The 25763-nt window shown below is 69.5% G+C and carries 30 protein-coding genes; 17 read left to right on the top strand and 13 right to left on the bottom strand.

Annotation, left to right across the window (positions count from 1 at the left end):
* The first annotated feature begins 39 nt into the window (after positions 1-39).
* On the top strand, positions 40-2727 hold the full coding sequence (locus GXB85_RS13615) for a hypothetical protein (protein ID WP_161918205.1): 2688 nt from the start codon (positions 40-42) through the stop codon (positions 2725-2727).
* Positions 2728-2781: 54 nt separating this feature from the next.
* On the opposite strand, the gene GXB85_RS13610 is transcribed toward GXB85_RS13615, so the two are convergent.
* Positions 2782-3375 carry a hypothetical protein gene (locus tag GXB85_RS13610; protein ID WP_161918204.1) on the bottom strand — a complete coding sequence of 198 codons (594 nt, stop codon included), beginning with the start codon at positions 3373-3375 and terminating at the stop codon, positions 2782-2784.
* A 430-nt stretch (positions 3376-3805) separates the two neighbouring features.
* On the opposite strand from GXB85_RS13610, the gene GXB85_RS13605 reads away from it, so the two are divergent.
* Positions 3806-4393 carry a hypothetical protein gene (locus GXB85_RS13605; RefSeq protein ID WP_161918203.1) on the top strand — a complete coding sequence of 196 codons (588 nt, stop codon included), beginning with the start codon at positions 3806-3808 and terminating at the stop codon, positions 4391-4393.
* Entirely contained in the window at positions 4390-4554 is a 165-nt protein-coding gene (locus GXB85_RS13600) for a hypothetical protein (RefSeq protein ID WP_161918202.1), read from the top strand. The genes GXB85_RS13605 and GXB85_RS13600 overlap by 4 nt, the downstream gene beginning before the upstream one ends.
* Before the next feature lie 178 nt (positions 4555-4732).
* On the opposite strand, the gene GXB85_RS13595 is transcribed toward GXB85_RS13600, so the two are convergent.
* Together GXB85_RS13595 and GXB85_RS13590 are read right to left on the bottom strand one after the other, a co-directional pair.
* A complete protein-coding gene (locus GXB85_RS13595) occupies positions 4733-5170 on the bottom strand; it encodes a cytotoxic translational repressor of toxin-antitoxin stability system (protein ID WP_161918201.1) in 438 nt (145 codons plus the stop codon).
* Positions 5167-5631, bottom strand: coding sequence for a hypothetical protein (locus GXB85_RS13590; RefSeq protein WP_202627968.1), 465 nt, complete (start codon positions 5629-5631; stop codon positions 5167-5169). Before GXB85_RS13590 ends, GXB85_RS13595 begins: the two co-directional genes overlap by 4 nt.
* 368 nt (positions 5632-5999) lie before the next feature.
* Between GXB85_RS13590 and GXB85_RS13585 the strand changes: the two genes are divergently transcribed.
* The 6 genes from GXB85_RS13585 (at position 6000) to GXB85_RS13560 (ending at position 11937) form a co-directional block, all read left to right on the top strand.
* Entirely contained in the window at positions 6000-6269 is a 270-nt protein-coding gene (locus GXB85_RS13585; RefSeq protein WP_161918200.1) for a helix-turn-helix domain-containing protein, read from the top strand.
* A gap of 5 nt (positions 6270-6274) precedes the next feature.
* Entirely contained in the window at positions 6275-8731 is a 2457-nt protein-coding gene (locus tag GXB85_RS13580) for a hypothetical protein (RefSeq protein WP_161918199.1), read from the top strand.
* A 3-nt stretch (positions 8732-8734) separates the two neighbouring features.
* Positions 8735-10102: a M15 family metallopeptidase gene (locus tag GXB85_RS13575; RefSeq protein ID WP_161918198.1), complete on the top strand. Its 1368-nt coding sequence runs from the start codon at positions 8735-8737 to the stop codon at positions 10100-10102.
* Entirely contained in the window at positions 10099-10335 is a 237-nt protein-coding gene (locus GXB85_RS13570; RefSeq protein WP_161918197.1) for a hypothetical protein, read from the top strand. The genes GXB85_RS13575 and GXB85_RS13570 overlap by 4 nt, the downstream gene beginning before the upstream one ends.
* Positions 10336-10551: 216 nt before the next feature.
* Positions 10552-10707: a hypothetical protein gene (locus tag GXB85_RS13565; protein ID WP_161918196.1), complete on the top strand. Its 156-nt coding sequence runs from the start codon at positions 10552-10554 to the stop codon at positions 10705-10707.
* A 171-nt stretch (positions 10708-10878) separates the two neighbouring features.
* Entirely contained in the window at positions 10879-11937 is a 1059-nt protein-coding gene (locus tag GXB85_RS13560) for a hypothetical protein (protein ID WP_161918195.1), read from the top strand.
* A 304-nt stretch (positions 11938-12241) separates the two neighbouring features.
* Here the strand turns inward: GXB85_RS13560 and GXB85_RS13555 are convergent, their stop codons facing one another.
* Entirely contained in the window at positions 12242-12484 is a 243-nt protein-coding gene (locus tag GXB85_RS13555) for a hypothetical protein (RefSeq protein WP_161918194.1), read from the bottom strand.
* A gap of 157 nt (positions 12485-12641) precedes the next feature.
* Here GXB85_RS13555 and GXB85_RS13550 point away from each other — a divergent pair, with 157 nt between their 5' ends.
* Positions 12642-13754: a hypothetical protein gene (locus tag GXB85_RS13550; protein WP_161918193.1), complete on the top strand. Its 1113-nt coding sequence runs from the start codon at positions 12642-12644 to the stop codon at positions 13752-13754.
* Between the two features lie 75 nt (positions 13755-13829).
* A complete protein-coding gene (locus GXB85_RS13545) occupies positions 13830-14423 on the top strand; it encodes a hypothetical protein (RefSeq protein WP_161918192.1) in 594 nt (197 codons plus the stop codon).
* A gap of 25 nt (positions 14424-14448) precedes the next feature.
* Here GXB85_RS13545 and GXB85_RS13540 read toward each other — a convergent pair whose 3' ends face one another.
* From GXB85_RS13540 to GXB85_RS13530, 3 genes are all read right to left on the bottom strand, one after another.
* A complete protein-coding gene (locus GXB85_RS13540; RefSeq protein ID WP_161918191.1) occupies positions 14449-14862 on the bottom strand; it encodes a hypothetical protein in 414 nt (137 codons plus the stop codon).
* 82 nt (positions 14863-14944) lie between these two features.
* The gene (locus GXB85_RS13535) at positions 14945-15217 is read right to left on the bottom strand and encodes a helix-turn-helix domain-containing protein (RefSeq protein WP_161918190.1); all 273 of its coding nucleotides are present in this window, start codon (positions 15215-15217) and stop codon (positions 14945-14947) included.
* Between the two features lie 130 nt (positions 15218-15347).
* Positions 15348-15707, bottom strand: coding sequence for a hypothetical protein (locus GXB85_RS13530; RefSeq protein ID WP_161918189.1), 360 nt, complete (start codon positions 15705-15707; stop codon positions 15348-15350).
* A gap of 165 nt (positions 15708-15872) precedes the next feature.
* On the opposite strand from GXB85_RS13530, the gene GXB85_RS18925 reads away from it, so the two are divergent.
* The gene (locus tag GXB85_RS18925; protein WP_161918188.1) at positions 15873-17312 is read left to right on the top strand and encodes a HEPN domain-containing protein; all 1440 of its coding nucleotides are present in this window, start codon (positions 15873-15875) and stop codon (positions 17310-17312) included.
* Between the two features lie 42 nt (positions 17313-17354).
* On the opposite strand, the gene GXB85_RS13520 is transcribed toward GXB85_RS18925, so the two are convergent.
* The 4 genes from GXB85_RS13520 to GXB85_RS13505 form a co-directional block, all read right to left on the bottom strand.
* Complete coding sequence (locus GXB85_RS13520; protein WP_161918187.1) at positions 17355-18239, bottom strand: hypothetical protein; 885 nt, start codon at positions 18237-18239, stop codon at positions 17355-17357.
* 67 nt (positions 18240-18306) lie between these two features.
* Positions 18307-18843, bottom strand: coding sequence for a hypothetical protein (locus tag GXB85_RS13515; protein WP_161918186.1), 537 nt, complete (start codon positions 18841-18843; stop codon positions 18307-18309).
* Entirely contained in the window at positions 18840-19052 is a 213-nt protein-coding gene (locus GXB85_RS13510) for a hypothetical protein (RefSeq protein ID WP_161918185.1), read from the bottom strand. The genes GXB85_RS13515 and GXB85_RS13510 overlap by 4 nt, the downstream gene beginning before the upstream one ends.
* A 52-nt stretch (positions 19053-19104) precedes the next feature.
* Entirely contained in the window at positions 19105-19260 is a 156-nt protein-coding gene (locus tag GXB85_RS13505) for a hypothetical protein (protein WP_161918184.1), read from the bottom strand.
* Between the two features lie 330 nt (positions 19261-19590).
* On the opposite strand from GXB85_RS13505, the gene GXB85_RS13500 reads away from it, so the two are divergent.
* The 3 genes from GXB85_RS13500 to GXB85_RS13490 all read left to right on the top strand — a co-directional run bounded on the left by GXB85_RS13500 (position 19591) and on the right by GXB85_RS13490 (position 21760).
* Complete coding sequence (locus tag GXB85_RS13500; RefSeq protein WP_161918183.1) at positions 19591-20268, top strand: hypothetical protein; 678 nt, start codon at positions 19591-19593, stop codon at positions 20266-20268.
* Positions 20265-21170 carry a hypothetical protein gene (locus tag GXB85_RS13495; RefSeq protein WP_161918182.1) on the top strand — a complete coding sequence of 302 codons (906 nt, stop codon included), beginning with the start codon at positions 20265-20267 and terminating at the stop codon, positions 21168-21170. The genes GXB85_RS13500 and GXB85_RS13495 overlap by 4 nt, the downstream gene beginning before the upstream one ends.
* A 251-nt stretch (positions 21171-21421) precedes the next feature.
* Positions 21422-21760, top strand: coding sequence for a hypothetical protein (locus GXB85_RS13490; RefSeq protein ID WP_161918181.1), 339 nt, complete (start codon positions 21422-21424; stop codon positions 21758-21760).
* A 213-nt stretch (positions 21761-21973) separates the two neighbouring features.
* Here the strand turns inward: GXB85_RS13490 and GXB85_RS13485 are convergent, their stop codons facing one another.
* Positions 21974-22567, bottom strand: coding sequence for a zinc-ribbon domain-containing protein (locus tag GXB85_RS13485; RefSeq protein WP_161918240.1), 594 nt, complete (start codon positions 22565-22567; stop codon positions 21974-21976).
* Between the two features lie 71 nt (positions 22568-22638).
* On the opposite strand from GXB85_RS13485, the gene istA reads away from it, so the two are divergent.
* Both istA and istB read left to right on the top strand, forming a co-directional pair.
* Positions 22639-23862, top strand: a complete 1224-nt coding sequence (istA, locus tag GXB85_RS13480) for an IS21 family transposase (protein ID WP_161918180.1) — start codon at positions 22639-22641, stop codon at positions 23860-23862.
* Positions 23862-24644 carry an IS21-like element helper ATPase IstB gene (gene istB, locus GXB85_RS13475; protein WP_161918179.1) on the top strand — a complete coding sequence of 261 codons (783 nt, stop codon included), beginning with the start codon at positions 23862-23864 and terminating at the stop codon, positions 24642-24644. Before istA ends, istB begins: the two co-directional genes overlap by 1 nt.
* On the opposite strand, the gene GXB85_RS18920 is transcribed toward istB, so the two are convergent.
* On the bottom strand, positions 24590-25639 hold the full coding sequence (locus GXB85_RS18920) for a zinc-ribbon domain-containing protein (protein ID WP_370524245.1): 1050 nt from the start codon (positions 25637-25639) through the stop codon (positions 24590-24592). The two genes, istB and GXB85_RS18920, sit on opposite strands and share 55 nt — an antisense overlap.
* Between the last annotated feature and the right edge of the window lie 124 nt (positions 25640-25763).

Genomic DNA, 25763 nt, shown 5'->3' with positions numbered 1-25763 from the left:
GGCACGACCCAGCCGCACAGACGACCCGAGAGGTGCCCCATGACCCCCCAGAACATCCGCTCCCGCCTCCAGCGCCACGCCGCTGACGACCGTGGCGTCACGATGGTCGAGGTCCTGGTCGCGGCCGTGATCCTGATGCCGGTCCTGATCGGCATCGGCATCGGCATCTACCACTTCGCGAACAGCCAGTACGACTTCGCCGGCGACCGTGAAGAGGTCTACACCGGGCTGCAGTCAGCGAACAGCACGATCCGGCGCGACGTCGAGGACGGCGTGGCCATCCGCGTCGCAGAGGCTCAGAGTCTGACGGTCAGCGTGGTCCGCGACGGCACATGCCGCTTGCGCGCTTACGAAGCGACCGGCGGCGAGCTCATCCTGACCGAAACCTTCTACGACGCCGAATCGTGCTCCGGTGGAAGTCGCGACACCGCCCGGACCGTCGTCCCGAACTACACGGCGACCGAAACCTTCACCTACTTCAACGCCGACAACAAGGTCATCCCCACCCCGGTGCAGGACACCCGCAACATCAAGCGAGTCGCGTGGGCACTCGAGGGCACCCCGACCGACCAGCAGCCGATCGACCTCCCCTCCTCGGCCGCTTTCGACGGGCTCGGCGAAAGGGCCGGCACCGGAACTGACGACCTCCAGGCGACCGCGCCGCTGCTCAGCGTGATCACCCCCGTGGTCGGTGCGGGCCAGCCGGTCCTCGAATGGGAGGACCTGACGCCCACGCTGACGGCGTCGTGGGTGGTGTACCGCACCATGGGGCCTGAGGGCGGGACGATGAGCTCTCCTGAGCCGGTCGCCCTCCTGGACGCCACCGTCACGACCTGGACTGACAACGTCGGCTCCGCCCGCCTGCCCGCTGGGTACACCGCCGTGTACTCGGTGCGCGCCGGGCTGCGCGACGGCACCCCTGGCCCGGGCTCGAACGCGGTCGTCACTGGTCTGCGCCCCTCTGTCGTGACGGGGGTCGTCGCGACTGGTGCGCCGACGAGCATCGAGGTCACGTGGGCACCCGTGGTTGGCGCGACGGGGTACGACATCTACCGCGACGGTGAGCTGCGCGGCCGGGTAGGGGCCGTGACCACCTGGACCGACGGGCGCACCAGCGTGACCGGCCGCTCCGGGTGGGGCGGTGCCGACTACGGGCACAGCCACGCGTACCGGGTTGTGGCCGTGAACCGGTGGGAGCAGAAGTTCGCAGCTGGTGATGAGGGGCTGAACCTCCCGTGGGGTGCAGCAGTCGGTGCGACGTACAAGGGCACAACCCGTCTCGCTTCGGCGACCAACGCGGCCGCCGCGGCGTTCACCGCCCCAGCTGCGCCGTCGATCGTGGCGACCCCGAACACGAACTTCACGACGACGGTCGCGCGCACGTACGCCGGCTGGGTTGGCGGCGGTCCGACGAGCAAGGCGAGCGTGTCCCGTGACCGCGGGTGGGAGCTCGAACGCACGCCGCTCAGCACGACGTCGTGGGCTGCGGTCGGAACCGAAGTCGCGACGGCCACGAAGGTCCACAGCGGACGCACGCCTGGTACAACCGACCGGTACCGGGCGCGGGCCTGCAACGCATCGGGGTGCGGACCGTGGAGCGCCCTCGAGAGTGCCTTGCAGCGACCGCCGACGCCGTCGTGCTCGACGAGTGCGGCGACGACCCGGTCGATGGTCGTCACGATGGGCCTGCCCGCGAGCGAGTCGGCGTACACCGCGTACGACGTCGACGCCACGCATTCCACGGCCACCGGGCAGGGCGTGACCGGCTACCACTACCGGACGATCGACCGGCTCCCGCACAACAGGTTGCACGGGTTCACGGTGCGGTCGCAGAACGCGTCCCCGGCGGGTGGTGGCTGGTCTGACACGTCTTCCTGCACGGGGTCGACGCTCCTGCTGGCTGCGTCCACCCCCACGTGGTCGGCGACGACCCGCACGATCAATGCGTCCTTCACCGCGACCCGGGGTGATGACCGGTCGATCGAGCTCGGGAACACGGGCCGCACCGGGACGAGCAGCTCGTGGGACCCGCTGGCCGATGACACCGCGTTCACGCTCACCGCAACGAACAGCGACGGGTTCAACACGGTTAGTTCGTCGACGACGGCCCGTACGGACCGGCTCAACCCGCCCGCTACCCCGACGTGTGGGGCGACCACGACCGACAACACCTCCCCCGGTGCGATCACCATCTCCGCGTCCGGTAGTGGGATCAACCAGGTTCGTCTCGGGTCGTCCGGCACGTGGTACGAGCAGAACTCCCGCTCCTACGGTGGTCTCGGGTACGGCACGTACTACGGGTACGCCCGCTCGTATGCCACCGACGGGTACAACACCGCGTTCTCAGGGACCGACGCCTGCGCGGGCCGGACGATCGCTGAGACCACGACCCGGTCCAACGCGTGGTGCGCCGCGAACGTCGGCCCGTACCTCCCGGTTCTGGACGCCGTGACGAACGAGATCCTCGTCTCTGCCTTCCGCGAGGAGCTGGTGAACGGTGGCTCGTACACCCCGACCACGGGCTCGGCCCCGAACGTGTCCGCCTACATCACCGGGCCGAACTACTCGGTGACGAACGGGCCACTGATCCAGTGGAAGGGGTACTGCAACTACGAACGGCACCACACCGTCTACGACAGGTACGGGAAGTACTTCGGTGAGTTCTACGCCGCCGCGTACTACTACGGCGGGCAGGCGCACGAGCACACGTGGTGGGGTTGGCCCTGACCACAAGAGCGGCCCCGTCACCTGGGAGGTGACGGGGCCGCTCTGTTGTTGGGGTCAGATGGTGGCGTCGATCAGCGTCGCCTCCGGGTTGGCGTCGGTCAGGGGCTGGACCTCAGCGATCGCCTGCTCCTTGGTGTCCCAGCCCTTCGCGCCGCCGTTGCGTGCGGTCCAGAACTCCTTCGCGCCCGGCACGTTCGGGGTGAAGACCGTGTAGCCGGCCTCGAGCTTGACCAGGATGAGCGCGGCGGTCCCAGCGTCCTCGAACTCGCTCATGATGCCGCTGACACTGGCACGGACATCCTGCGGCGACCCGCTACCGGCCTCGGCGCGCACGTGCTCGATCACCTGGTCCGGAACCTCACCCGGAGCGACGATCACAGCCGCCTCGCCCGTCCGCGGGACGTAGACGTGCACACCCTCGGCGCGGAGAGCCTGGACCTGGTCTGCGGGGACCTCGGTACCGACCGGGGAGTCCGCGGTGACGGCTGGGACCTCGGGCTCGACCGGCTCGGGGGCTGGTGCGGGCGTGGCGGGCTGCTCCGTGGCGACCGGCACGGCCGGCTCGACAGGTTCGGCGGTGCAGCCGGTGAGCACCAGGCCGAGGCCCAGCGCGGCGATGGCGGTGCGGGTCGTCAGCTTGGTGTTCATGGTCACATCTCCTTGGGTCGTGCTGTGTGTTCGAACGTCTGTTCGCCTACCACTAGGGTAGGCGTAGGCCCGTACAGGGGTAGAGGGTCTATCGTCAAGTTCGCGTGTTTGGACAGAATCGTGTAGCACCCTCCCCCTGTATCGGCCACCCTGCCGCCCGGCTGAGCCAGCGTATTCGTGCTGGTCAGAGGGGATGGGCAGCCACTCAGGCCCTCCCCCACCACCAGTAGCTGGGGTGGCACCCGCAGCATGCGGTCCGTGAGTTCCCGCCCCACTCGGAATCCGGGCGTCCCCCACTCGCTCGCGCGCACACCGGGCACCCCGGCGACCTGCACGTACGCACCCGCCGCCCTCCCAACCTTTGGTGGCACGTACCCAGCTGAAGAGCCCCTATCCCTGCCTGTACGGGCCTACCTGTACCGTGGTCGGTATGGACCAGCAGATGGCATTGACCCCGGCGCAGCATGTCGCTGCCGCCGTCGACGCCGTCCTCGCGATCCCCGACCTCGCGCAACGCACCCTGGCGCTCACCGATCTCGCCGAGACCCTCGCTGACGCGCAGGCTCGCGCCCGCCAGGGCCGCACCGAGGCGCTCCTCGCACGCGTCGCTCGAGGCGAAACGCGAGCCGCCCTGGCGACCGAGCTCGGGCTGACACCAGCGAGGATCACGCAGCTCCTCGCCGGGAACAAGCCCACCGCACCACTGGTCACTGCTGGAGGGGACGCCCACGTGCATGACGGCTCCACCCCGGAGGAGCGGCTCGCTCAGCGCCTCGCCGCCCGCAAGAACCGCCGCGCGCGCATCGCCGCCCGCCGGCACGAAGTCGCAACGAGCGCGAAGGCCGCCCACCCCGACGCAACAAACGCCCAGCTCGCAAGCATCCTGAACGCGACCCTCGACGAAGGCACGCGCCAAGAACTCGTCCGCGGCGAAGCGGCCAGCGGGACCTCAAGCACGGTCACGCGCCAGCACGTCACCGCGTGGCTCGCTCCGCCCACCACACCGGAGGCCCCATGACCGGCTGCACCCCTGAGCGGCCGTCCCGGTTCGCAGACGACTGGGACGACCCGATCATCGTCCGCCCCGAACACCAGATCGACCCGGCCACCTACGCCGCGGCGATGGACGAGTGGGCGGCGAGCGGTCAAGCCCGGGACTGGGACACGACCGGCAGGTAAGCATTCAGCGCTGGAGGCGTCGAGTGCCTACCTGCGCACAGAGTCCACGACTCTGTCTATACGAGCGTGTACCGTAGGTGTCCTGGGCGGTTCACCTCCCCGCCTGGGTGCTGTGGTGTGGGTGTAGGGCCGGGAGCTTGTGCTGGGCTCCCGGCCCTTCCGCATGCCAACGGCGGGCTCAAGCTCCGGTCGTGAAGAAGACGTTCAGCCGTTCGACGGCCTGGTCCTTCGTCATGCCGGCGATCTCCTCATCGCTCAGGCCGACGTCGGAGCGGAGCTTCATGAGGACACCGAGCGGCACGGCTTCCGCAGGTGGCTGTGGGGCTTCGTGGCCGCGGTCCGGCAGTGTTCCGTCGTTCACGCACGCCCAGAACTCGTCGGCGCTCACTTCGAGCTGGTCCCGAAGGATGTGCCCCCAGGTGGATCGGCCGTACGTCCGCCCGTTGACGGGCTTGCTGATCCGGGTCCGCAAGATCCGGCCGTCCGGCAGCGTGAGCTCGTACGTGCGGTGATGGGTGACGGGCTGACCTTTGGCGCCGCGCGCGAGGGTCCACCCTTCGGTGGTGCAGAACGTGTCGTGGGCGTCCCTTGTGGGGGCGGGGTGCTTCCCGCTCACGCGGCCGTGGCGGTCAGCCAGGTGCGGAGCTCGTCATCGCTCGAGAGGGTGACGAGTTGCACCAGGCCCCACCGGTCAGCGTGGTTCGGAGCGCCCGCGAGCCGGTCGGCCCAGTCTTCGGCGTACTCCCGCAAGGCAACGATCAGGTCGTCCACGGCTTCGTCGAGCGTTGCTCCGGCCGCGGAGATCGGCAGGCCCGGCAGGAACGCCGCCCACTCGCCCTCTTCGTGCACGACAACGGCCCCAGGGTTCGGGATGAGGTGCTCGAGCGTTGCGCGTAGGCGTGCGGCGTCGACGAGTGCGATGCGGTCACTCGTGGTGGAGCGGCGGATCGTCGGGGCGGAGCCGGCGACCGCCCGATCAAAGAGGAGCTTGAGGTTGGTGCGCGCCTGGCTGACGGACACGTCAACCATCGCCGCACGAGCGGTGCGCTCGGTGACGAGAGGCATGGTGCGGGTCACGATGCTCCCTACGAAGGCGGGTTGTTCAGGATGTTCCTGATGTACATAGCGTACATCAGTTCGGGAGGGTCGCGAACAGCCCGTGGCGCTGGTGGCCGGCGCGCTGAGGAGGTGCACCGCGCCGCCGGGGACGCCCACGACGCACTCGAGCCGGTCGCGTCGGCTCATGGCGTGTTCCGCCTGGCGCGGGTAGGCGCAGCACCGAGTAGCCGGTGAGGTGCAGGATCGCGCGCCGCCCGTCGGTGTGCGACGTCGCGCCCTGCGCGCGAATCCGGGCGTCCCTCCTGAGCGCATCATCACGCTCAGGAGGTAGCGGGGGCCGCTGCTCAACCGGTGATGCTGTATAGACAGTCACGTAGGCTTTTCGCATGAGCACGCAGAGCCTCGCAGCCCCCGCACACACCGCCCCCGCGGTGCCCTATGACGCGCGCCTTGCGCTCGCCCCCACCGAGGTCGCGCAGCTCCTCGGGGTACACCCCGCCACCGTCTACCGGCGTCTCGCTGACGGTTCCTTGCCGGCCCGCCGCGACGGCCGTCGAACCCTCGTGCTTCGCGCCGACCTCGACGCGTACCTCAACGACCTCCCCACCAGGGCCACCACCCGCACACACCCCACCCCGCACACGGAAGCACGGTGACCCCGATGAGCACCCCAGCAGCCACCCCAAAGCGGCGCCGGTGGGCGCGCCCCCTCGCCTTGTCCGTGGCCTCCGTCCTCGTTGGCCTTGGCGTCCTCGCCGGGGCGCTCGTCAGTGCCGAACCGGCGTACGCGCTCGGCTGCGACCCCGACCAGACCCTGCCCGAGATCACTGGGTCCGCGCAGTGGGGCACCAGCGCCCAGGTCAAGCGCTACGCCGGCCCGGACGGCGGCGACGAGGGCGTGTACGCGGCCGTCCACCCCGCTGCTGGGGAGGTCGCCCGTTACCCCGCCGGGTTGGGCATGAACTACGGCACTTTCGGGATGAGCTGGTGTGACGCCACCGGCAAGGGCAGCGCGACGATCGCGAACGTCGCGTGGAACTGGCTCGTGGTCACACCGCTGCGATTCGCGGGCGCGGTCATCGATTTTGCTCTCGGTGGGAAGGTTGTGGGCGCGCTGCTGGGCGGTGCGGAAACCCTTGTGAAGGCGCTCCACGGCAGCTTTTTCCTCGAGTGGGCGCCCGCGATCATCGCGCTGGCTCTTTGCGCGGCGATGATCCGCATGGCACGTGGGCGCTCCCAGCAGGCGTGGGGCGGGCTCGTGTGGATGGTCGCGGTCATCGCCGGCCTCGGGCTCCTCTCCACCAGCGCCGGTTTCGGTGTCGTTCGGTCCGTGAACGACACGGTCACGGGCATCACGAAGTCCGCATTTCTCGGGACGGTGCAGGGCACCGGTGGCGGCGACCTCTCCACTGGGGTGCTCGACGCCCTCGTCGGTACGACATGGGGTGGTGGGGCGCTCGGTGAAGCTGGTGACGACCCCGCACCAGACGCGTTCACGATGACGAAGTCCAGTGGTGTGCCGGACATCACCCGCGACTGGACGGTCCCGGTCCCGGTCGCGGCGATCCCCTCCCAGACGGCGGGCCAGCCCACGATGGCTGAGGTGTGGCGGTGGACGGCGGCGTACACCGAGCAGGAAGCGTCCGTCCTGCACCGCCGCGAAGAAGCGCGCTGCGCGGTGTCCGGGCGCTCCCCCGAAACGGTCGACGTCAGCAACCCCGAGTTTGAGGACCTCAACCCCGAAGCCCTCTGCTCCTACAAGTGGGTCTTGCGCACCGCGATGCTGAGGCACCTCGAGGAGAACGACCCGATCACGTACACCGTCGCGCGTGGCGCTACCGACGCTGCGCTGACCGCGACGGGCACCGGGATCGCGATCGTGCCGGCGATGCTCGCCCTCGCCGCCCTCGGGCTGATGGCCGTCGTCGCCGAGATCAGCTTGATTGTCTACATCGCGATCGCGCCGATCGTCGGCCTCGTCGGTCTGGCCCGCCCAACGATCGTGCGGAGGTGGGCGGAAGCGCTCGTTTCGACGCTCATCACCCGTGTCGCGACCGGTGCCGCCCTTGGGGTCGTCCTGTGGGCCCTGGTGCAGGTGCAGCGTCTCGTGGACGGCGGGTACGCCGGGGTAAACCTCGCCCTGCCAGCAGCGCTCCGCCCGATCGCCGTGGGCATCCTCGGTCTCGCCTTGGTGGTCGTCGCCGCGAAGCTCGTCAAGCAGGTCGGCGAATGGATGCACGAAGCTGCTGGGGTCGCCCCAGCGGGCGCCACCGCTGCCCTGGATCGCGTCAGTGGTGCGGGCAAGGCCGCCGTCCTCGGGGCGGTTGGGCTCGCGGGTGGTGCCGCAGGTGCCGGCGCCGGGTCGCGTGTCAGTGGTGCAGCCGCCGGGATGCTTCGTGGCGCCAACTCCCGTGGGCTCGGTGGTGCGGTGACAAGCTCTGCCACAGCGGGGCGGCTCGTCGCGCACTCGAAGGACGCACGAGCGCGGGCCGCCGGGCAGCAGGCTCTACAGGCGCAGGAGCAGGCGCTCCGTGGGCATGACGTCGAGGAACGCGCCGGGCACGCCGAGCAGGCCGTGCGTGACACGACCCGTGACCGTGCCCAGGCGTGGCGTGCGGTGGTGCAGACGCCAACGTTCGCGAAGGCCGCCGAGGCACGTCAGGACGCTGCGATGGCAGACGTCCACACCGCTGACGCCCGGCTGCAGCAGGCGACCGCGCACCGCGACTCGCTCGTGGACGGCCGGGAGTTGTGGGTGGAGGCCCGCACCGCTGACCACGTGAAGGCGGGCATGGCTCCTGCGCAGGCGGGGGTGCGTGCCGCGCACGAGTTCAAGGTCGAGCTGGCGACCCGCACCGAGGTCGTCGACAAGGCGCAGGCGGAGTTCCAGGCCGCGAACGTCACCCTCGAGGACGCCCTTGACGGCGTCGGGGTCGACCTGATCGAGAAGCTCAAGGCCGCCCTCGACAGCGGCAGCAAGACGGCTGACGACGTCGTCCGTGAGCACGGGCTAGGTCCGGCGACCCGTGACGCCCTCCGCGCGTACGAAGACGCGAGCGGTGCACAGCGAGCCGCTGAGCGCGCCGCGGCCAGGCTCTTCTACGACTGGGAGGGCTGAGCTGTGGCGTGGGCTGTTGTCGGCAAGGTCGCTCTGCGCGTTGGTGCGCAGATCCTGTCCACGCCACGTGGGCGGGCGGTGGTCGGTGGGGCGTGTGCGGTCCTCGTCCTGGGTCCCCCGGTCGCGGGGGTCGCGGCCGCGGCGATGATCGCGCAGATCACCGCCGAAACAGCTGCCGCGGTCGCACAGGCCGAGCAGGATGAGTACGACGCGTGTTTCGCCGGGGACACCCCTACCCCAGGGGGCTCGGACGTCACCCTGGACGGGTTGACGTCCGAGCAGTCCGGGCACGCCGTGACGATCCTCGCCGTGGTGAAGGGGTCCGTGGTCGTGCCCGGTGGTGCCGCTGACGCGGTGCAGCGGCAGGCCGGCGTCGTGGCGATCGCGACCGCGATGCAGGAGTCATCCCTGCGGAACCTCGACGGTGGTGACCGGGACTCCCTTGGGCTGTTTCAGCAGCGCCCGAGCATGGGATGGGGCACGACCGAGCAGATCACCGACCCCGTATACGCCACGACTGCCTTCCTCTACGGGGCGACGACGAACCCTGGCCTCGTGGACGTCGACGGGTGGGAGGACGCGGCGGTGACCGTCGCCGCGCAGGCAGTGCAGCGGTCCGGGCACCCGAACGCATACGCGAAGTGGGAAACACTCGCCCGCGCCGCGGTGGACACCCTGTGGGACGACCTGGCCGCGGTGGCACCGCACCCTGACCTGGACCGCCCCGAGCTCGGTGACGACGGTGACCGCACCGTCCCGCTCAGGCACACCCCTGATGACGGGGCTGGGTGCGAACTCCTCGGTGACGACTTCACCCCCATCGTGTGGGACGGGGTGTACCGCAAGCCACAGCCGTGGGGCGGGTACTCCAACGGCAAGATCCCCCTCGCGGCGATGTGCGCGATCCCCTGGGCTCCGCAGCACCTGGCCCGGTGTGACGCGGTGGACGCGATCGTCGCTCTGAACCGCGAGTACAAGGCCGATCACGGGAAGAACCTCGCGATCACGTCCTCGTACCGCTCCTATGAGGCGCAGGTCGCGACGAAGCGAGCGAAGGGACCCCTGGCAGCAACCCCAGGGACGTCGAACCACGGGTGGGGGATGGCCCTTGACCTGGCGAACTTCGGTGGCGTCAACCAGTACAACATGCCGAACTACCTCTGGATGATGGAGCACGGCCCCAAGTACGGGTGGGTGAACCCCCCGTGGGCGCAGGCCGGTGGGTTCGGCCCGCTCGAGCCCTGGCACTGGGAGTTCATGGGGAACCCCACCTCCCCCGCAGTTGCCGCCACCTTCACCGCCACCGCCACGGTGAACAACACCACGCCCCCAGCCGCAGCAACCCGCACGGAAGGAACAGCAGCACCATGAGCAGCAAGCACCGAGCAGCAACCCAGAACCCCACGCCCCCTCGAGCGCCCCGCCGGCTCTCCCCGTTCTGGCGGTCGGTCGCCCACCGGGTGACCCACGGCCAGGCGTGGCCGTCCGACGCGACCGAAGCGCAGGCCGCCGCGTTCGACCGGTACGTGCTCACCACGGCCACCGTCTACGGGGGCCTGCTGGCAACCGCCGCGGCGATCATGGCCGCATCCGCGCTCCTCTGACCTACCCGTAGCGACGCCCCGCACACAGTTCGTGTGCGGGGCGTCGTCGTGTCCGCTGACACGCCCGCCCGAGGCCGCTGGGAGCCATGCCACGCGCCGGGTGCGCTCGGGGAAGGCCCCGGCGTCGCGAGGGCGGGGAACGGGGTCTGACCTGGGCGCCAGCAAGATCGGGCGTCCCTCCGTGCGTGACCGGGACTGCTCCGGACGGTCCAGGTCATGAGCAGCGCAGAGAACGTTCCCCAGTCCCCCACCCCTACGACCCGCTTCGCCACGATCGCCCTCGCCCTCACCGGTGCCGTCTCGCTCCTGCAGGACCTGACCGCCAAGCTCGACGCGCTCGTCGAGGCGCTCAAGGCGCTCGGCTGTGGGTAGGGGCCGCCCGCGGACAGTGTCGGACCCGTCACCTATCGTGTCTATACAGCGGGACGCCCGATCCCGGCGAGGAGGAACCCCCCGATGTGCCGCTCAGGAAGTGAACCCGGATCCCCAGCCCGTCGCCGGTGCGATGGCCGCCACGGTGGCCGGCGCGGCGGGTCCACCAACGTGCAGCGGAAGGCAGCACGTGGCCGGGAGCGCGCCATCGCCCGCCTGACCGCCCACAACCCTGAAGCCGCCGCAGTCTTCGACCGCGTTGACCCCGCGTACTGGCGGGAGGAGATCCGCGATCACGAGAGCGGCGCCCTCCTCGGCACCAGGGCGAGGCGCGGTGACGAACGGGCCGCGTACCTGGCGACCACCAAGGACGTCAACGTGGTCCGACTCGGCCTGGCTGACAAGCAGCCTGAGGTGCGAGCCGCGGCCGCCGCGCACCCGCTCGCTACGCAGGCCCGCGAACCGCTCCAGGTCCCTGCGGGTGACCTGACCCCCACCCAGGCGGCGAACCTAGCGAGGTACCGCGCACACCTGGAGGGCCTGCCTGCCGAGCGGGTCACCCAGGCGCACTGGGACTACCTCGCCGCCGGGGAGGAGCACTACCGGGGTCTGCGCCCACCGGTCCTCTCCCCAGAACAAGAGGCGGCGTGGCAGGCGCACCGTGACCGGCTCACCGGGCGGGCGCAGCAACGCTTCGTCGCCGACCGGTACCGCACTGAATGGCAATGGCTCGCGACGCACGGGAAGACAACGGAGGACTGGGCCACGTGGTGGGCCCGCAAGCGGCGTGCGCTACGGGACGACGCGATCCGGTCGGGGCGCGTCGTCCCCCGGCCCGCGTCCGTACGCATCGACTGGGACACGATCTCCTACACGGAAGCGGACGCGGCAGTGCGCGCCGGCACGATCCCAGTGTCCCAGGTGCCCCTCGACGTGCGCGGGTGGCGCCTACGTGACCGATGGCGGGCTGAGCTTGCCGCGGAGGGCGGCAACGAGGAAGTCGGCCACGCGGTCGACCTCGCCGCCGAGTTCAACACCCGGCCCGGGCGCGCGCGGGTACGGGCGATCCCCCTCGAGGACGGCTCGATCCGGGTCGAGTCGCTGCGCGGTGCGCCCCGCGCGATCGACACCTGGGTCGACCTGCGCGGACTGACTGGTCAGGAAGCCCGTGACCGGTTTGAGCGGGCCGTCGCGGGCTTCTGGGCCAGCGGCACCGCCCAGGCCGCATAACGCCGCGGGAGGCCCCGCCTAGGTGGGGCCTCCCGTTGCTCACGTCAGGTCGCGCGTCGCCCACTATGCAGGACGGCAGTGAGGGTCACCCATGCGCGCTGACGTCGCCGGGCGAGCTCGAACCGTCGACGCCACGCCGCGACCCGTGCCAGGCCCTCCCCTCCCGGCTCCCATGCCGGGTCGCCGTCAGCGCACGCCACCCGGCCCACCCACGCCGGGGTGTCCCGACCCTGCCTCGCGTCCGTGACGAGCTTCCCGCGCGCGGCCGCGACCTGAGCGCGCGTCACCGCGACCCGTGGGGCGGTCACAGGGCGATCCGCAGGTCGAGAAGCCGGGTGTCGCGCCCGGTGCCGGTGGCGATCGCCGCCGCGTCGAGGAGGTCCACGACGTCGTCGACGTCGAGGCCGGCGAGCTGGTGGTCCAGGACCGCGTCCTGAACGTGCCGCACCGTCGCGGCCTGCGGGTCAACCTCGTGCGCGGCGCACCACGCCACCCACCGCGCTTGTGCGGTGACCATCCGATCCTGGAACGTCGCCCGCGAGGTCACTCGCTCACCTTCCCACAACTGGGTCCTGGGAGGCGCGCCCCGGTCATCGGGGACGCCCGAAAAGCAGACGTGTAGGAGACCACTCGTAGACTGTCTATACAACAGCCGAGTCGTCCGTACACAACGGGGCAGGGGCCTCACGAATAGGGAGAAGATCTTGACCAGCACGTACCGCATCGCCCGCTTCTACCGCGACCTCGACGCTCCCCTCACCGGTGAGCTCCGCCACGGCGACGTGGTGTACCTGGCGACGATCACCGACACGAGCACGGGGAAGTCGCACACCGCGCTCTCCCCCACCCCGTACGTGACGAACATGTCCGGCGAGGAGCGCGTGTACGGGTGGTGCGGCACCACGAACAACGTCAGCGTCCACGCTGACGGCCTCGCCGTCGTCGTGCGGCTCCTCGACCAGGTGACCGAGTACGAGTACGGCATGACCACCGAGGGCTACACGAGGGTCCGGGTGCGCCTGGACGCGACCGGCGACCCGACGTTCGAGGTCCGCAAGGACATCGACGGGGCGTACACCGTCCGGGTTGGTGGCCCGGACCGGTACACCCCCGAGGAGGAGGCCGACCTCCGCGCCCGGTACGCGAAGGTTGACGCGGAGTACTGGGAGGAGCGGGAGCGCGACGACGAGGAGCACTTCGCCGCGCTGGAGCGTGAGCAGCGGGCGGCGTGGGAAGCCGAGCAGGCGGCGCGGGCCACGCCCGACCGTGCGGCGCGGGACGCCCGGCTCGCCGCCGAACTCGAGCAGGCTGCGACCGGCCCGGTGATCGGGCCGCGGTGGATCGGTGACGAGATCCGCGCCGAGATCCGCGAGCAGGGCCTGCGCCACAAGAACCTGATCGAGCACATCACCCCGGACGTCCTCCCGGAAGGCTGCTCCCTGCACGTGCGATGGGAACTGGTCGACGGGCAGTACGTCCAGCTCAACTGCGTGCACACCGACCAGTTCCTCAACGGGCAGGGCGACGTCGACCGGCACCTGGTCCAGATCGAGCAGGGCCTGCTGGGCCTGCCGGAGGGCACCCTGGCTGCCCGGCTCACCGCGGGCATGCGGATCGCCCGGTACAACGAGGAGAACACCGCCGGGGTTGTCGCGACAGACGCCGGCGGAGTCGTCGTGTTCCGGGACGCTGACGGTGAGATCGTCTGCACCGCCCGGTACCTGCAGGGCGGGGTCACCCTCCCCCAGCACCTGATCAACGAGCACTGGGACGGTGCCCGCATCGACGCACGCGAGTACACCGCGACTGCCTACTGACGCCCCGGTGACATCGTGGGCGTCCCCCGCGTGCCTCGTCCTGCCCTGTCGGCGGGAGCCTCTACCGTCGAGTGCATGGAGCACGACCCGCGCCTGGTCGCCCGTAGCGAGAGCCACACGGGAACGCGTCGCATCCGCCCTGACGCTGCGAAGCCGATCGAGCCGTCCGCTCGATCCCGCGGCCCCCAGGTGGACCCCGACGAGCTCGTCGCGGCGCGCGACGCGGAGATTGCGTCGGGCCGGTGCTGGCGGGTCCGCCTCGACCACAGCGGCCTGTGGTGGGACTCAATCGGCGGGTACACCCCGCACACCAGCAACGCGAAGAAGTGGACGTCCCGCTGGGACGCCTACAACCACATGCTCGAACAGCGCACCGGTGACCACACGTGGGACATCGAGCTCATACCCCAGCCGGGCGCGGCGTCCCGCGGGCTGACCAGCGGGCTCAAGCGCGACGACCTCGTGCAGGCGTGGACCCGGTCGGTGCCACGTGAGGGACGCCCCGCCCCGGAGGACGGTCTCGTACATGCACTGGCTGGTGTGTCAGTCCCCGGATGGGCGCTCTGCGGGGAGAGCGTCGGGGTCTACACCGACCACCCGTGGCCACCGCGCGGGATGCGGCGTTGCGAGAGGTGCAACTCCCTCGCGATGGGTCTCCCCCGGGACTGACCGGCGGGTGAGTCCACGCGGGTGGTCAGTCCTCGGGGTAACGCAGTTCGTCCCACCCGCGGTCCGGCAGGCGCCACCCTGCGTCGGGGTCCACCGGGCGCCCCACCGGGACGTCCTCGGGCGCTACCTGGCGGATCGCGCGCACGACTCGCTGGACGTGCGCGAGCTGGGCGCGGCCCTCGACGCCTTCAGGGGCGGTGATCCACGCCAGCCGCTCATGCCCGACCCTGATGAGCTTGACCTCGGTGGTGTCCCAGTCCCGGAGTGCCACCAGCGGCACCCAGCAGCCGTCGTGCCGGTCCGGGTCAGCGTCCGGCCCTGGCTGCCGCAGGACCCGAGTGGTGCGGAGGTCGAGGTAGGTGGTGGCCTTCTCGGCCACGATCGCCCACGCCCCGGTCGCCGTGGTGAGGTCGAGCTCGTCGTAGCCAACCTGCGTCACGGGTTCGCGCCAGGGTCATGGAGGTCACGAGTCACGCCACTTAGTGTGCACCGGTCAGCCATCGTGCGGGCGAAGGTCCGCGCTACTGGTCCTCGGGGAACTCCACCTTGAGCATCGAGCCGCGGGGGACGACGATCAACTCGAAACCGCACTCTGCGACGACGTCCAGCACCGTGCCGAGCGAGACCGTCTCGCTGCCACGATCCATCCGCGAGACGGTCGGCCGCGAAGCTCCGATGCGATCCCCGAGCTCGGTCTGGGTCAGGCCCCTCGAGCGCCGCACATGGCGCAGGGCGGCACCAAGCGCCGCGGGCGTACGGGCCCGAAACCATCGCGGGGTGGACTGGTCGGCCATCCGTGAATCGTAGGAGATGCACGCGAAGCGCCGGAACGAAATGTGCGGCCTCGTGACGCAACTCGATCGCGACGGCCCCCAGACGGCTGAGCGCGGAACGCACGTCACGCAGGGACGACGCCCGTGAGGGTCAAGCGAGGCACGCGGCCTTGAGCTCGGCGTAGTCGGTTGCCGCGATGGCGTCGGCAAGGTCCTGCTGCATCGCGACCGCAGCGGTGTGGGCAGCCAACACCTCGTCCTCGCTCGCCGCTCCCGTCATGAGATCCACGACCGGACCGGTCGCGTACGCCTGCCAGTTGTCGCCCGTCTCGCTCGCCTGGGTGAGTAGTGCCTCGATGGCAGTGAATGCCTCTGCGCACTCAGCGGGCAGCTCGGAAGCGACTGGCACGGCGGTCACGGTCACTGTCGGAGCTGGCTCGGCCTCTGGTGCAGCGGCGCACCCTGCCAGGCCAAGGACGGTCAGAGGGGCCAGGAGAACGAGTCGCTTCATGGTCGAGAGGCTAGACCGGCGTGCTTGACCGCTGGGGGACCTGGTGACAACTTCACCCAGCCCTTGGGCGACCCGAATCAGGGTGTGCGCTCCCGAGTGTACTGGCCCGAGACACCCGGCTCCCGGCGGTGGTCGCTCAGGGGGAACCTCCGGTTGGATGGCATGGTGAGCGAGTCGATCGACGTCTTGGACGAGACCCTCTTTCAGCTGACCATGGACGTGGTGCGCGAGATGGACGCGCGGGCTACCGAGTACCTAGCGCGCGACGACCACAAGTTCGTGCCAAAGCGGCGTCGGCGCTCGGTCACGGCGTTCGACAGTGGCTGGCCGAGCGTCGGCAGCGACGTGGGGGCAACGGAGACGGATGCGATCGCGTATGGCAAGTTGTTCGCTAGCACACGTGATGCCATCCACCCGATCGCTTACGAGGATCTCGGAACGATGGCCTCGCTCGTCGCGTACGTCCACGACACGCCTGCCCTCCTCCAGCGAGTAGGACCGACCCTGCGCGAAGACGCACCCGTGGACCTCGCAAGAAGCGTCATCGACATGATCATTCGGAACCTCCCGACCGACATCTACGACCGGGCCAAGGCGCTCGGCTTCGAGCTGGACGGGCCCGACATCGTCAACCTGTACCAGCAGCGGGAGCGGTCGTGGCTAGCCCCCGAGCTGTCCCGCGAACTTGTGGTACCCCTTGTGCTCACCAGCTTGGAACTCGAGGACACCTTCGAAGTCGATAGCCACGCGCGCATCGAGGCGCTAGGCGACGACGACCTGAGAGCGATGGCGTCCGACTACGACATCAGCGGCGTCCCTGGGCCGGTCGCGGACGCGGCCCGCTTCGCGGTCGTCGTCGACATGCCGCCGCTGACCAATCCCGGGGAGGGAAGGCGGTTCCTCAAAGCCGAGGACCCGCCGGACACCGCCGGCGTCGACTTGATCTGTGAAGCGCTGCGGATCGTCTCGTCTGCCGACACCGGTTGGGCGCGCGTGTTCCAGCGGCCGCGCGGGTGGGCGGCGAGGTGGAAGGACGCCCTGCCGGCCTACAGCCTTCTCCAGACGACGCGACGGTACCCGTCCGTGTTCGACGACTTCGGATGGCTCAGGTCGGGCAGGACGGTCACGCGTCACGAGCTTGAGCGCCTCCCCGCCGCGACCAGAGCTCTCGGCTCCGCCGACAAGCGGGTGCGGCTGGCCTCTCGCCGGCTCTCAACCGCGGTGGTAAGGGACGCTGCAGACGACCAACTTGTCGATGCTTGCATCGGGCTCGAGGCGCTGCTCGGGCAGAAGGGTGCAGAGCTGTCGTTCCGCATCGCGATGCGGGCCGCGGCACTGCTGTCTTCCCGTGCGAATACCCCCGTCTCTGCCGAGGAGGTGTTCGATATCGCACGAACTGTCTATGCACGCCGCTCCGAGATCGTGCATGGCAGCACGTCAGAGCGAGCGGCGCGGTTCCCAGTGACCGGAGCCGAGACAACCCCGACGAGCGATCTGGCAGTGTGGCTGCTTCGTCAGATCCTCCAGGAACGCTTGCTGCGCGAAGACCGCTGGAGTCTGACGGATCTCGACAGCCTGGTCTTGCGGAGACTCGAGCCGTCCTGAACCAGCGGGCCCCAGCGACGCTGCCGCCGCCAGCAACACGGTCTACGGGTGGAGAGTCGGGCGGATGATCGGCTCAGCGATCAGGAATGGTGTGGCTGGACGGGCCACCCTCCTGTCGCGATCCCAAAGGCGAAGGGCCTCCTGGAGGATCAGGGTCGGAGCCCCGTACGCCTGGGCGACGTCCTCTGGGGTCGTTGTCGTGCGCCGGACGACACCCGTACCGTCGGGGCTGGGCTCGCTCTCCGCCGGGCGGACATGCAGCGACCACATGCGTGAGTGTGCGGCCGCAGACCCTCGCATCCACTGATCGAGGATCGCCCGACGCAGCCACCGCTCCCGCGGGGCCATCCAACGCGCGACTTCCTTGATCACCTCGGTTGATTCGAACCTTCTGTGTCGACCGCGTTGCTTCAGCTCGGCCTTGACGGTCGAGAGACGTGCCCGGAGCCGCCCGTCGTCGTCCTTCATCTTCTCGACGAGCTGGGGGGTCACATCAGCGGCGAAGGTGGCGTCGTCGAGGTACGCGCGAAGGAACTTGCTCTGCATGTGCGCCTCGTCGTGGACAACGAGGAGACTGCGGATGGCGCGTTCGTCATCATCGCCGGCGAGAATCCAGAGCGCCTGGGCGGCTCCGAGGAGCGCGGACCTAGTGATCGAGTAGAACGCGCTCGGGCGCAGAACTGTCGCGTTCTCGGCCTGCAGTAGGTCAGCGCCGAGGTCCAGGTGGTCGATGGCGGAGTTCATTGCATACCAGGTGACTGTCGACGTCGGCAGGGCTGGGAACAGCTCGTCGTCGCGGGCTAGGCGGCTGCCCGGTTCGGGTGCCTGCACTTGACCGAGCAGCAGCGCGGACCAACGGCGCACCATGTGAACGCTCAGCTCGATCCGCCGTAGCGCGGCGGCCGTGTCTTCGCCTTCAGCGGTCACATCGTCCGACGCTATCGATAATCGAGGCTGGTACGACCAGGACTCGCTGCGTAACGTGGGCACGTCGTCAGTTGCTCGCGACGAGGGTCCTGTGGCCAGGAGGGATGCGGACTTCGTGCTGGGTCAGCCACGGCTCGTCGCCGCTGAACGTGTGGATGAGTAGGCGTGCTGTGCGTGGGCGGCGGGGCTCCCTGCTGTCGATCTCGAGCTGCCACGTCAGTACGCCGCCGGGGGCGAGCACGTCCGTCCCTCGAGGGGCGCGCATCTCCCCCTCCGTGATGGGCTGTGGGGCGCGTGCCTGAACACCGAGCTGGCTCGGTGAGAACACCAAGCCCGGTGCGTCGCGGATCTCTACGCGCACTGCGGTGAGCGGCTCGGGTCCGTCAAGTCGGATGGCGAGGTGTAGATGCCGGCGGTCAACGTCCTGCTTGTTGAGCGGCCGGAGGCCGACCTGGAGACGGGGCTGCCGTTCGTCGTGGCGGCGTGCGCGGTCGATCCGCGTGCTCTCCGCCACCGCGACGGCTTGGCGGTGGGTGTAGAGGACGCTTAACCCCGCCAAGATCAGGGCAACGACTGAGACGACCAGGGCGGCGATCTCGATCACGGTGCTCCTGGGGCTGTGGAGTCGCTCAAGTCCTCAGTGAGGCGTTGCATCACCGGTCCGACGACGTCCTCCATGAGCGCGGCGTGCTTGTCCTCGACATACCAGGCGAACGCGGCCTGGAAGGTTCCGGTTCCGAAGAGCGCGAGGGGCAGCACAACGCCGACCACCCGCACCACCTTGCGGGGCAAGAGATCGGCGAGGAGGTCCACGGCTTCACTTCCACGCATGGCTAGACGATCCCACAAGCCACTGACACGGACATCACTTCGGCGTATCGGGCTCGTGGCCGGTGAGGATGTCACCACTGGTCCGCATCAGAATCGCCGCTGCGACTCCGTCAGTGTTCAGCGATTCCCAGAACAGGGCCAGGATCGCCCGCTCATCCGCCTCGCCGTTGCTGTCGTCGGGCTCGCGCATGCCGTCAACCCTGGGCGCTACAGCCAAGCGGCGGAAGAGTTCTGCGCAGACTGTGGACGAGCATTTGGTCCGCTCTACTACGGGGGTCCGGAACCTTGGTCGCCCGAACTCGATCTGACGGCCCCGCCTGGCCACGCGACGGCCCTCGTTTCTCGGCAGCCCCCTTGGCTCGAGCGCCCCACAGAGGCCGGCAGCCCGATGAGCCCCTGCCCCCAGGCCAAGAGTCTCGAGCTCTGCTGGCGCCGCGGTTCACCCGGCAATCCGCAACGCGTTCACAGCACGGGGCGCCATCTTGGTGAACGGGGCCTTCGACGCCGCTACGGTCGCCGCATGGCCGAGACGCTGCTGGGGTCACTCATCCGGACCGCCAGGACGGCTGGGTGGGCTGTGGGACACGTCCCACGTAGGAACGAGGGCTCGCACTTTCCTGTCGCGACGAACCTCGAGGCCCAGGCCCACGCGCTTGGTCTGATCGCGGTCCCCAACCGGCGGGGTGAGGCACCGGTGAAGGAGCTTCGCCCAACCACTGCGGACACCGCCCAGCCTGCGTCCCTCAGCGCTCAGGTCGGGCTCGGCGAACAGCCCCTGCACACGGACGGGGCCCACCTCCGCCAACCACCGGACTACATCATCTTGTGGTGCACCGACGTCAGCGCCACGCCCACACGCTTGTGGAGGCCGCACATCGCAAAGTTGCTTACATCGCCCGACAGGAATGGCGTGTTCCTCGTCCACTCTGGAAGTGAGACGTGGCTCGCACCTGCACTTGACGGCGCAGCCTTGCGCTTCGATCCAGGTTGTATGACGCCGGCAGACGCGTCGGCGCGGCGTCTGTCCAGTGCGCTGCAGGCACCACCGGAGGGTGACGTACAAGAGGTGCTGTGGGACTCTCCCGGGAAGGTCCTAGTCATTAGGAACCGGCGCGTCCTGCACGGCCGAGCTGCCGTTGTCGAGGGAGACCTGGACAGGCGTCTCTCGCGAGTCGCGTACCTGGAGGCCACACCGTGACCGGATTCAGTGCGGACGGGTACTGGACGAAGACCCTCCTGTTCATCAACAGGGCGCTTGAGCCGGACTCGATCCGCAGCGAGGACGAGCGCCGTCTCTGGGCTTCCCTGGCGCTTGAACAGCTCGCAAAGTGGGCGCTCGCTCGGACGTCACCGACCTTGGTCGCGGATCCAGTACGTGCCGACGGCGACCAGCTGTTCCGTGCCCTCGGGCTTCGTGAAGGCGGACCGTACGTCTCGATCACCGCATCAACGGCGTTCAAGCGATGCGCAGCCATCTACCGGCCGTTCAGCGACACGGAGGCGGCCAAGTTCGCGAACGCTCGAAACGAGTACCTGCACGGCACGGAGGTCGCCCTCCTCACGCTACCTGCGGAAGCATGGTGGTCACGGTTCTGGTCGCTGGTGAACGTGTTGCTGTCCGCTCACCAGCTCGGACCGGACTCACTCGTGGGGAGCGACCGCGCCACCGAGGTTGAGGAGCACCTCAGCCGAAACGCCCAGCACATCAAGCACCGGTTCGAAGCCTTGGTCGACGCGGCACGTCGAACCCTGAACCGCTATGAGGCCGGGCTGATGCTTGCCGATGAGGCGGCTCGCTGGAAGCGAACCGTGGATCTGGCGGCGTGGTTGAAATACAAGGGTGAGGCGGAGTGCCCGGCGTGCGGGGCGGTCGGCACAGCCGAGAGTGACATCGAGGACAGCAAGGACGTCGTGTGGTCGGGGGACCCTGACGTCTCCCCGTACATCGAGGTGACCTTCACACCCGACTACTTCAGCTGCCCGCAGTGTCACCTCGTGCTCGACAACTACGAGCTCGTCGCTGAGGGGGACCTCGCCGACCAGATCACGATGGCGACGGACGACCCGATCTACGAAGAGGGGGACTACGGGAACGACTAGCGTCAGGGCCTCCCGAGACTCCCGCGAGCGCCACGCTCCCGACGCGTTGTCTTGTCCGAGCCTCAACCTGCCCTAGCCTCGTCTGTGTGTCGAGCGCTCCTGCCTGGGTGAGTTACGCGGCGTTGGCCCTATCCGCCGGGTCGTTAGTGGTCGCGGCGCTCTCGTACCGCGCGGGCGGACCGCGCCTCAGGCTGCAATCCTTGCGAATCCCAATGGACTCGGCGGACAACCCGTTCCCGAGCGGCGCGCCCGTGCAGCTCACGGTCGTGAACTCGGGACGGGCAGCCGTCACGATCGAGGGGTTCCACGTCACGTACCCCGCGGGTCACGAGCCGCTGGCGTACGTCCAGGACAACGACATCCACGGCCCGGCGCTGCCAGTCCGGCTCGAAGCGCACTCGAGCGAGAGATGGATCGTCGACGCGTTGCCGGCTGCCCGCGCCGTCGACCACGAAAGCGGCACGGACGACCCGCTCGGGGGCCCAGCCCAGTTTCGATTTGTCACCCGTGCGGGGAACGGCCGGTCCGCGAGCGAAGGATTCACCTACACAGCGGTTCGGCTGATCGCCGACGCCCGGCGACGCGACTAGCGACACCGGGGGCCAGGTCTTCCTGTCCCTGACTAGTGCGCACATCCTGTAGAGGTCCGTTCCTGGGCAGTGCACAGCCGCGGTACGGCATCCGAGCCTGGCCCCCCGGGCCGCCCGCCCGGGTGGCGACGGCCGCGGGCAGTCACGCCTCGGCAGCTCTCGGAATCCGCGTCTCGCGGCGTAGCGTCGGGGAACGCCCCGCCCGGTAGGTCTCTACCGCGAATCGGGCTTCTCCGGTGTAGTGCGCCTGTCCACCCAGTCACGGAGGCTCGCCATGGCAGCGTCCGGATCGGGGGCGGTGGCGTACACCACAAGTTCCGTGTAACAGGGATGCTCGACGTCGAGTGCGGCAAGCGGATGCTCTCGGAGCCTCGCCAAGACATACCCTGCGGCAAGCAAGTCGCGGGACTTGGCCGCGTCGACATCTCGCTTGCCGGCATGCCAGTAGGCACCGTCATACTCCACGATGAGCACCCGCCCGTCGTCGAGGTCGATGGCGATGTCGGCAGTCCAGGCTGCACGGTGCGTGAAGGTGCTGTGGCGGAGCGACCGGCCCGAGCTTGCGTTGCCGAAGGCGCGTTCCGCGGCTGCGTAGTGGTCCAGTTCAACCTGGGACTTTCCGTGCTCTCTGCACTCCGGACAGCCGCTGCCGTTGGTTCGTGAGGTCAAGCTCGCCTGCCACACGTGCGTCGCGTTGTTGCTGCACACCCACGTCGGCACGAACGGGGTTGATCCGGAAGGTCGAACGTGCCACGCGGACAGCGGGTTGCCTTCCGCCCACTCGGTCGCGAGGTCCGGGAAGTGGATGTCGACGACGCCTGAAAACTGACCCCTGAGCGTCGGCTGAAAATGGACCCCCCTCGGCCACGCTGAGGAGGGTGATGACCGTGGAGGACTGGGCGGAGATCCGCAGGCTGCACCGGGTCGAGGGGATGGCGATCAAGGCGATCGCTCGCCGGCTCGGTGTCTCGAGGAACGCGGTGCGTCGGGCGTTGGCCCGTGACGTGCCGCCGAAGTACGTCCGGGCGCCGAAGGGCTCGATCGTCGACGCGGTGGAGCCGGCGATCCGCGAGCTGCTGCACAAGACCCCGGACATGCCGGCGACGGTGATCGCTGAGCGGATCGGGTGGACCCGGTCGATCACGCTCCTGAAGGACCGGGTCCGGGAGATCCGCCCGTACTACCTGCCGCCGGACCCGGCCACGCGCACGACCTATGACCCGGGGCATCGGGCGCAGTGCGACCTGTGGTTCCCGCCCGCGGAGATCCCGCTGGGGGCGGGGCAGGTCGGGACGCCGCCGGTGCTGGTGATGAGCGCGGGCTACTCGCGGATGCTGTTCGCGGTGATGATCCCCACCAGGCACGCACCGGACCTGATCCTGGGCCACTGGGAGCTGCTGACCCAGATGGGCGCGGTCCCCCGCGAGCTGGTCTGGGACAACGAGGGCGCGGTCGGGTCCTGGCGCGGCGGCAAACCCAAGCTCGCCGAGGAGTTCGAGGTCTTCCGCGGCATCCTCGGGGTCGGGGTGCACCAGTGCCGGCCGCGGGACCCCGAGGCCAAGGGCCTGGTCGAGCGCACCAACGGCTACTTCGAGACCTCGTTCATGCCCGGACGCACGTTCACCTCGGTCGCGGACTTCAACACCCAGCTGACCGAGTGGCTGGTCAAGGCGAACCGTCGCCATCACCGGTCGCTGGGCTGCAAGCCGGCCGACCGGTGGGCCACCGACGCCGCGGCGATGGTCCCGTTGCCGCCGGTGACCCCGGCCCTGGGCTGGCGGGTGACCACGCGGCTGCCGCGGGACCACTACGTCCGGTTGGACTCCAACGACTACTCGGTGGACCCTGTCGCGGTCGGCCGCAAGGTCGAGGTGATCGCGGACCTGACCACGGTCACCATCACCTGGGGCGGGCGCCTGGTCGGACGCCACGAGCGGTGCTGGGCGAACCACCAGACGATCACCGACCCCGCCCACCGGGCCGCGGCACTGGCGATGGCCGCCGCGCATCATCGACGACCGACCGCCCCGCAGACCGATGAGGTCGAGCAGCGGGACCTGGGCACCTACGACGCCGCGTTCGGGCTGGAGGAGGTCGCCTGATGGCCACGACCAAGGCCCGGGACGTCACCGCCGAGATCGCGTTCCTGACCCGGGCGCTGAAGGCCCCCACGATGCGTGAGGCCGTCGACCGGCTCGCCGACCGCGCCCGCACCGAGTCCTGGACCCACGAAGAGTTCCTCGCCGCCTGCCTGCAACGGGAGGTCGCCGCCCGCGAGGCCCACGGCGGCGAAGGCCGGATCCGCGCCGCCCGCTTCCCGGCCCGCAAGTCCCTGGAGGAGTTCGACTACACCCACGCCCGCGGCCTGCGCCGCGAGCAGATCGCCCACCTGGGCACCCTGGACTTCATCACCGGCCGGGAGAACGTCGTCCTAATCGGCCCGCCCGGCACCGGCAAGACCCACCTGGCAACCGGCATCGCGATCCGCGCCTGCCAGGCCGGTCACCGGGTCCTGTTCGCGACCGCCGCCGAGTGGGTCGACCGCCTCGCGACCGCTCACCACGACGGGCGCCTGCAAGACGAGCTGCGCCGCCTGGGCCGCTACCCGCTGCTGGTCATCGACGAGGTCGGCTACATCCCCTTCGAACCCGAAGCCGCCAACCTGTTCTTCCAGCTCGTCTCCGCACGCTACGAACGCGCCTCCCTGATCGTCACCAGCAACAAGCCGTTCGGGCGGTGGGGTGAGGTCTTCGGCGACGACACCGTCGCCGCCGCGATGATCGACCGCCTCGTCCACCACGCCGACGTCATCGCCCTCAAGGGCGACTCCTACCGGCTCAAGAACCGAGACCTCGGGCGCCCACCAGCGGCCCCGACCGACTGACCACACCACGAGAGGGGTCCATTTTCGCCCGCCGCCAGGGGGTCCGTTTTCGGCCGTCGTTGACAGTGGAAAGCGAGGGAGTCAAGGATCGTCCGGCAGACCGGGCACCGCAGCCTCTGACCCTGGTCTCTGCGCGTTGGCGTTTCCTCCCACTCGTGACCACACAGCGGGTCGCGCCACCAGAACGCCTTTCGCGATCCCGGCGACACGGTTGACACGTCACGGTCGCCGTTCTTGGTCGGATGCCACTGGGCCGCGATCTCGGGGGGCATGCCCGCCGGCGAGACGTGGGCGTCGGAGGTGGCAATGCGCTCAGCGAGGGTTGCCTGCCCTCTGCAGGACGGGCACCCGGATTGCAGGTACGTCAGGGGGCTAAGCCGAGGGTGGTGTCCTCGGGGACACCGGAACCTGCGCAGCCGCCAGTCCCCTGCGACCGCGACGAACCGGGGGTCGGTATCGTCAGCCCACGCGGCCGCCAGGGCAGGCACGTCAGCCACGTGTGTCTGCCTGTACTTCGCGACCAAGGCATCCCAGGCCCGCTGACGTTCCACCTCGCAGACTGGGCACTTCGGCCGGCGCACCATGTCCAGGACGCGTGCCGTGAACGGGACCGCGCAGTCGGGGCACCGCCACGCCACCTCTCGGCGGGCCGCAACCGTCACCGTCGCCCAAAGCGCCGGGGCGTTCGCCTCGTGGTCCCACCACTGCACCGCATCAAGGTCGCTGTCGCGCAGGAGCTGGCGCTTCGACTTGCCGGCCTCCCCTGTCGGAGCAGCGTCGCCGCGACGCGGGTTCCTTTGGCAGGAGCACCCCCAACCGATGTCACCGAACCGCTCGGCACTGAGCCTTCCGCAGTGTCGGCAACGAACGTGATGCGGATCATCCGGGAGGGAAGGGTCGGTCAGGGCCCCAAGGTAGTCGTACCCGTGCTTCTCGGCATGCTGGCGGGCTTTGTCCAGGGCGGTAGCCGTGACATCTGCGTAGACCCCTCGCATCTGGCGGGTCTCAGTCGCCCATGCGCGCCAGTAGCACGCGCGGCACGTGGGCTCCTTCCTCGCGTTCTTCTCGATGGTGTACTCAAGCCGGTAGTGCGCTTCGCACCCGCAGGTGAGACACCGC

The sequence above is a fragment of the Cellulomonas sp. APG4 genome (genome assembly GCF_009996735.1).
Classification (GTDB): Bacteria; Actinomycetota; Actinomycetes; order Actinomycetales; family Cellulomonadaceae; genus Actinotalea.
The sequence above is the reverse complement of the archived record's forward strand: the minus strand, read 5'-3'. Positions and strand labels throughout refer to the sequence as shown.

What these genes read in the sequence shown, in the direction of transcription:
- GXB85_RS13615 (WP_161918205.1), top strand. Translation starts at nt 40, where the DNA reads ATGACCCCCCAGAACATCCGCTCCCGCCTCCAGCGCCACGCCGCTGAC.
- GXB85_RS13610 (WP_161918204.1), bottom strand. Translation starts at nt 3,375, where the DNA reads ATGAACACCAAGCTGACGACCCGCACCGCCATCGCCGCGCTGGGCCTC.
- GXB85_RS13605 (WP_161918203.1), top strand. Translation starts at nt 3,806, where the DNA reads ATGGACCAGCAGATGGCATTGACCCCGGCGCAGCATGTCGCTGCCGCC.
- GXB85_RS13600 (WP_161918202.1), top strand. Translation starts at nt 4,390, where the DNA reads ATGACCGGCTGCACCCCTGAGCGGCCGTCCCGGTTCGCAGACGACTGG.
- GXB85_RS13585 (WP_161918200.1), top strand. Translation starts at nt 6,000, where the DNA reads ATGAGCACGCAGAGCCTCGCAGCCCCCGCACACACCGCCCCCGCGGTG.
- GXB85_RS13580 (WP_161918199.1), top strand. Translation starts at nt 6,275, where the DNA reads ATGAGCACCCCAGCAGCCACCCCAAAGCGGCGCCGGTGGGCGCGCCCC.
- GXB85_RS13570 (WP_161918197.1), top strand. Translation starts at nt 10,099, where the DNA reads ATGAGCAGCAAGCACCGAGCAGCAACCCAGAACCCCACGCCCCCTCGA.
- GXB85_RS13565 (WP_161918196.1), top strand. Translation starts at nt 10,552, where the DNA reads ATGAGCAGCGCAGAGAACGTTCCCCAGTCCCCCACCCCTACGACCCGC.
- GXB85_RS13545 (WP_161918192.1), top strand. Translation starts at nt 13,830, where the DNA reads ATGGAGCACGACCCGCGCCTGGTCGCCCGTAGCGAGAGCCACACGGGA.
- GXB85_RS13535 (WP_161918190.1), bottom strand. Translation starts at nt 15,217, where the DNA reads ATGGCCGACCAGTCCACCCCGCGATGGTTTCGGGCCCGTACGCCCGCG.
- GXB85_RS13530 (WP_161918189.1), bottom strand. Translation starts at nt 15,707, where the DNA reads ATGAAGCGACTCGTTCTCCTGGCCCCTCTGACCGTCCTTGGCCTGGCA.
- GXB85_RS13505 (WP_161918184.1), bottom strand. Translation starts at nt 19,260, where the DNA reads ATGCGCGAGCCCGACGACAGCAACGGCGAGGCGGATGAGCGGGCGATC.
- GXB85_RS13500 (WP_161918183.1), top strand. Translation starts at nt 19,591, where the DNA reads ATGGCCGAGACGCTGCTGGGGTCACTCATCCGGACCGCCAGGACGGCT.
- istB (WP_161918179.1), top strand. Translation starts at nt 23,862, where the DNA reads ATGGCCACGACCAAGGCCCGGGACGTCACCGCCGAGATCGCGTTCCTG.
- GXB85_RS18920 (WP_370524245.1), bottom strand. Translation starts at nt 25,639, where the DNA reads ATGCGAGGGGTCTACGCAGATGTCACGGCTACCGCCCTGGACAAAGCC.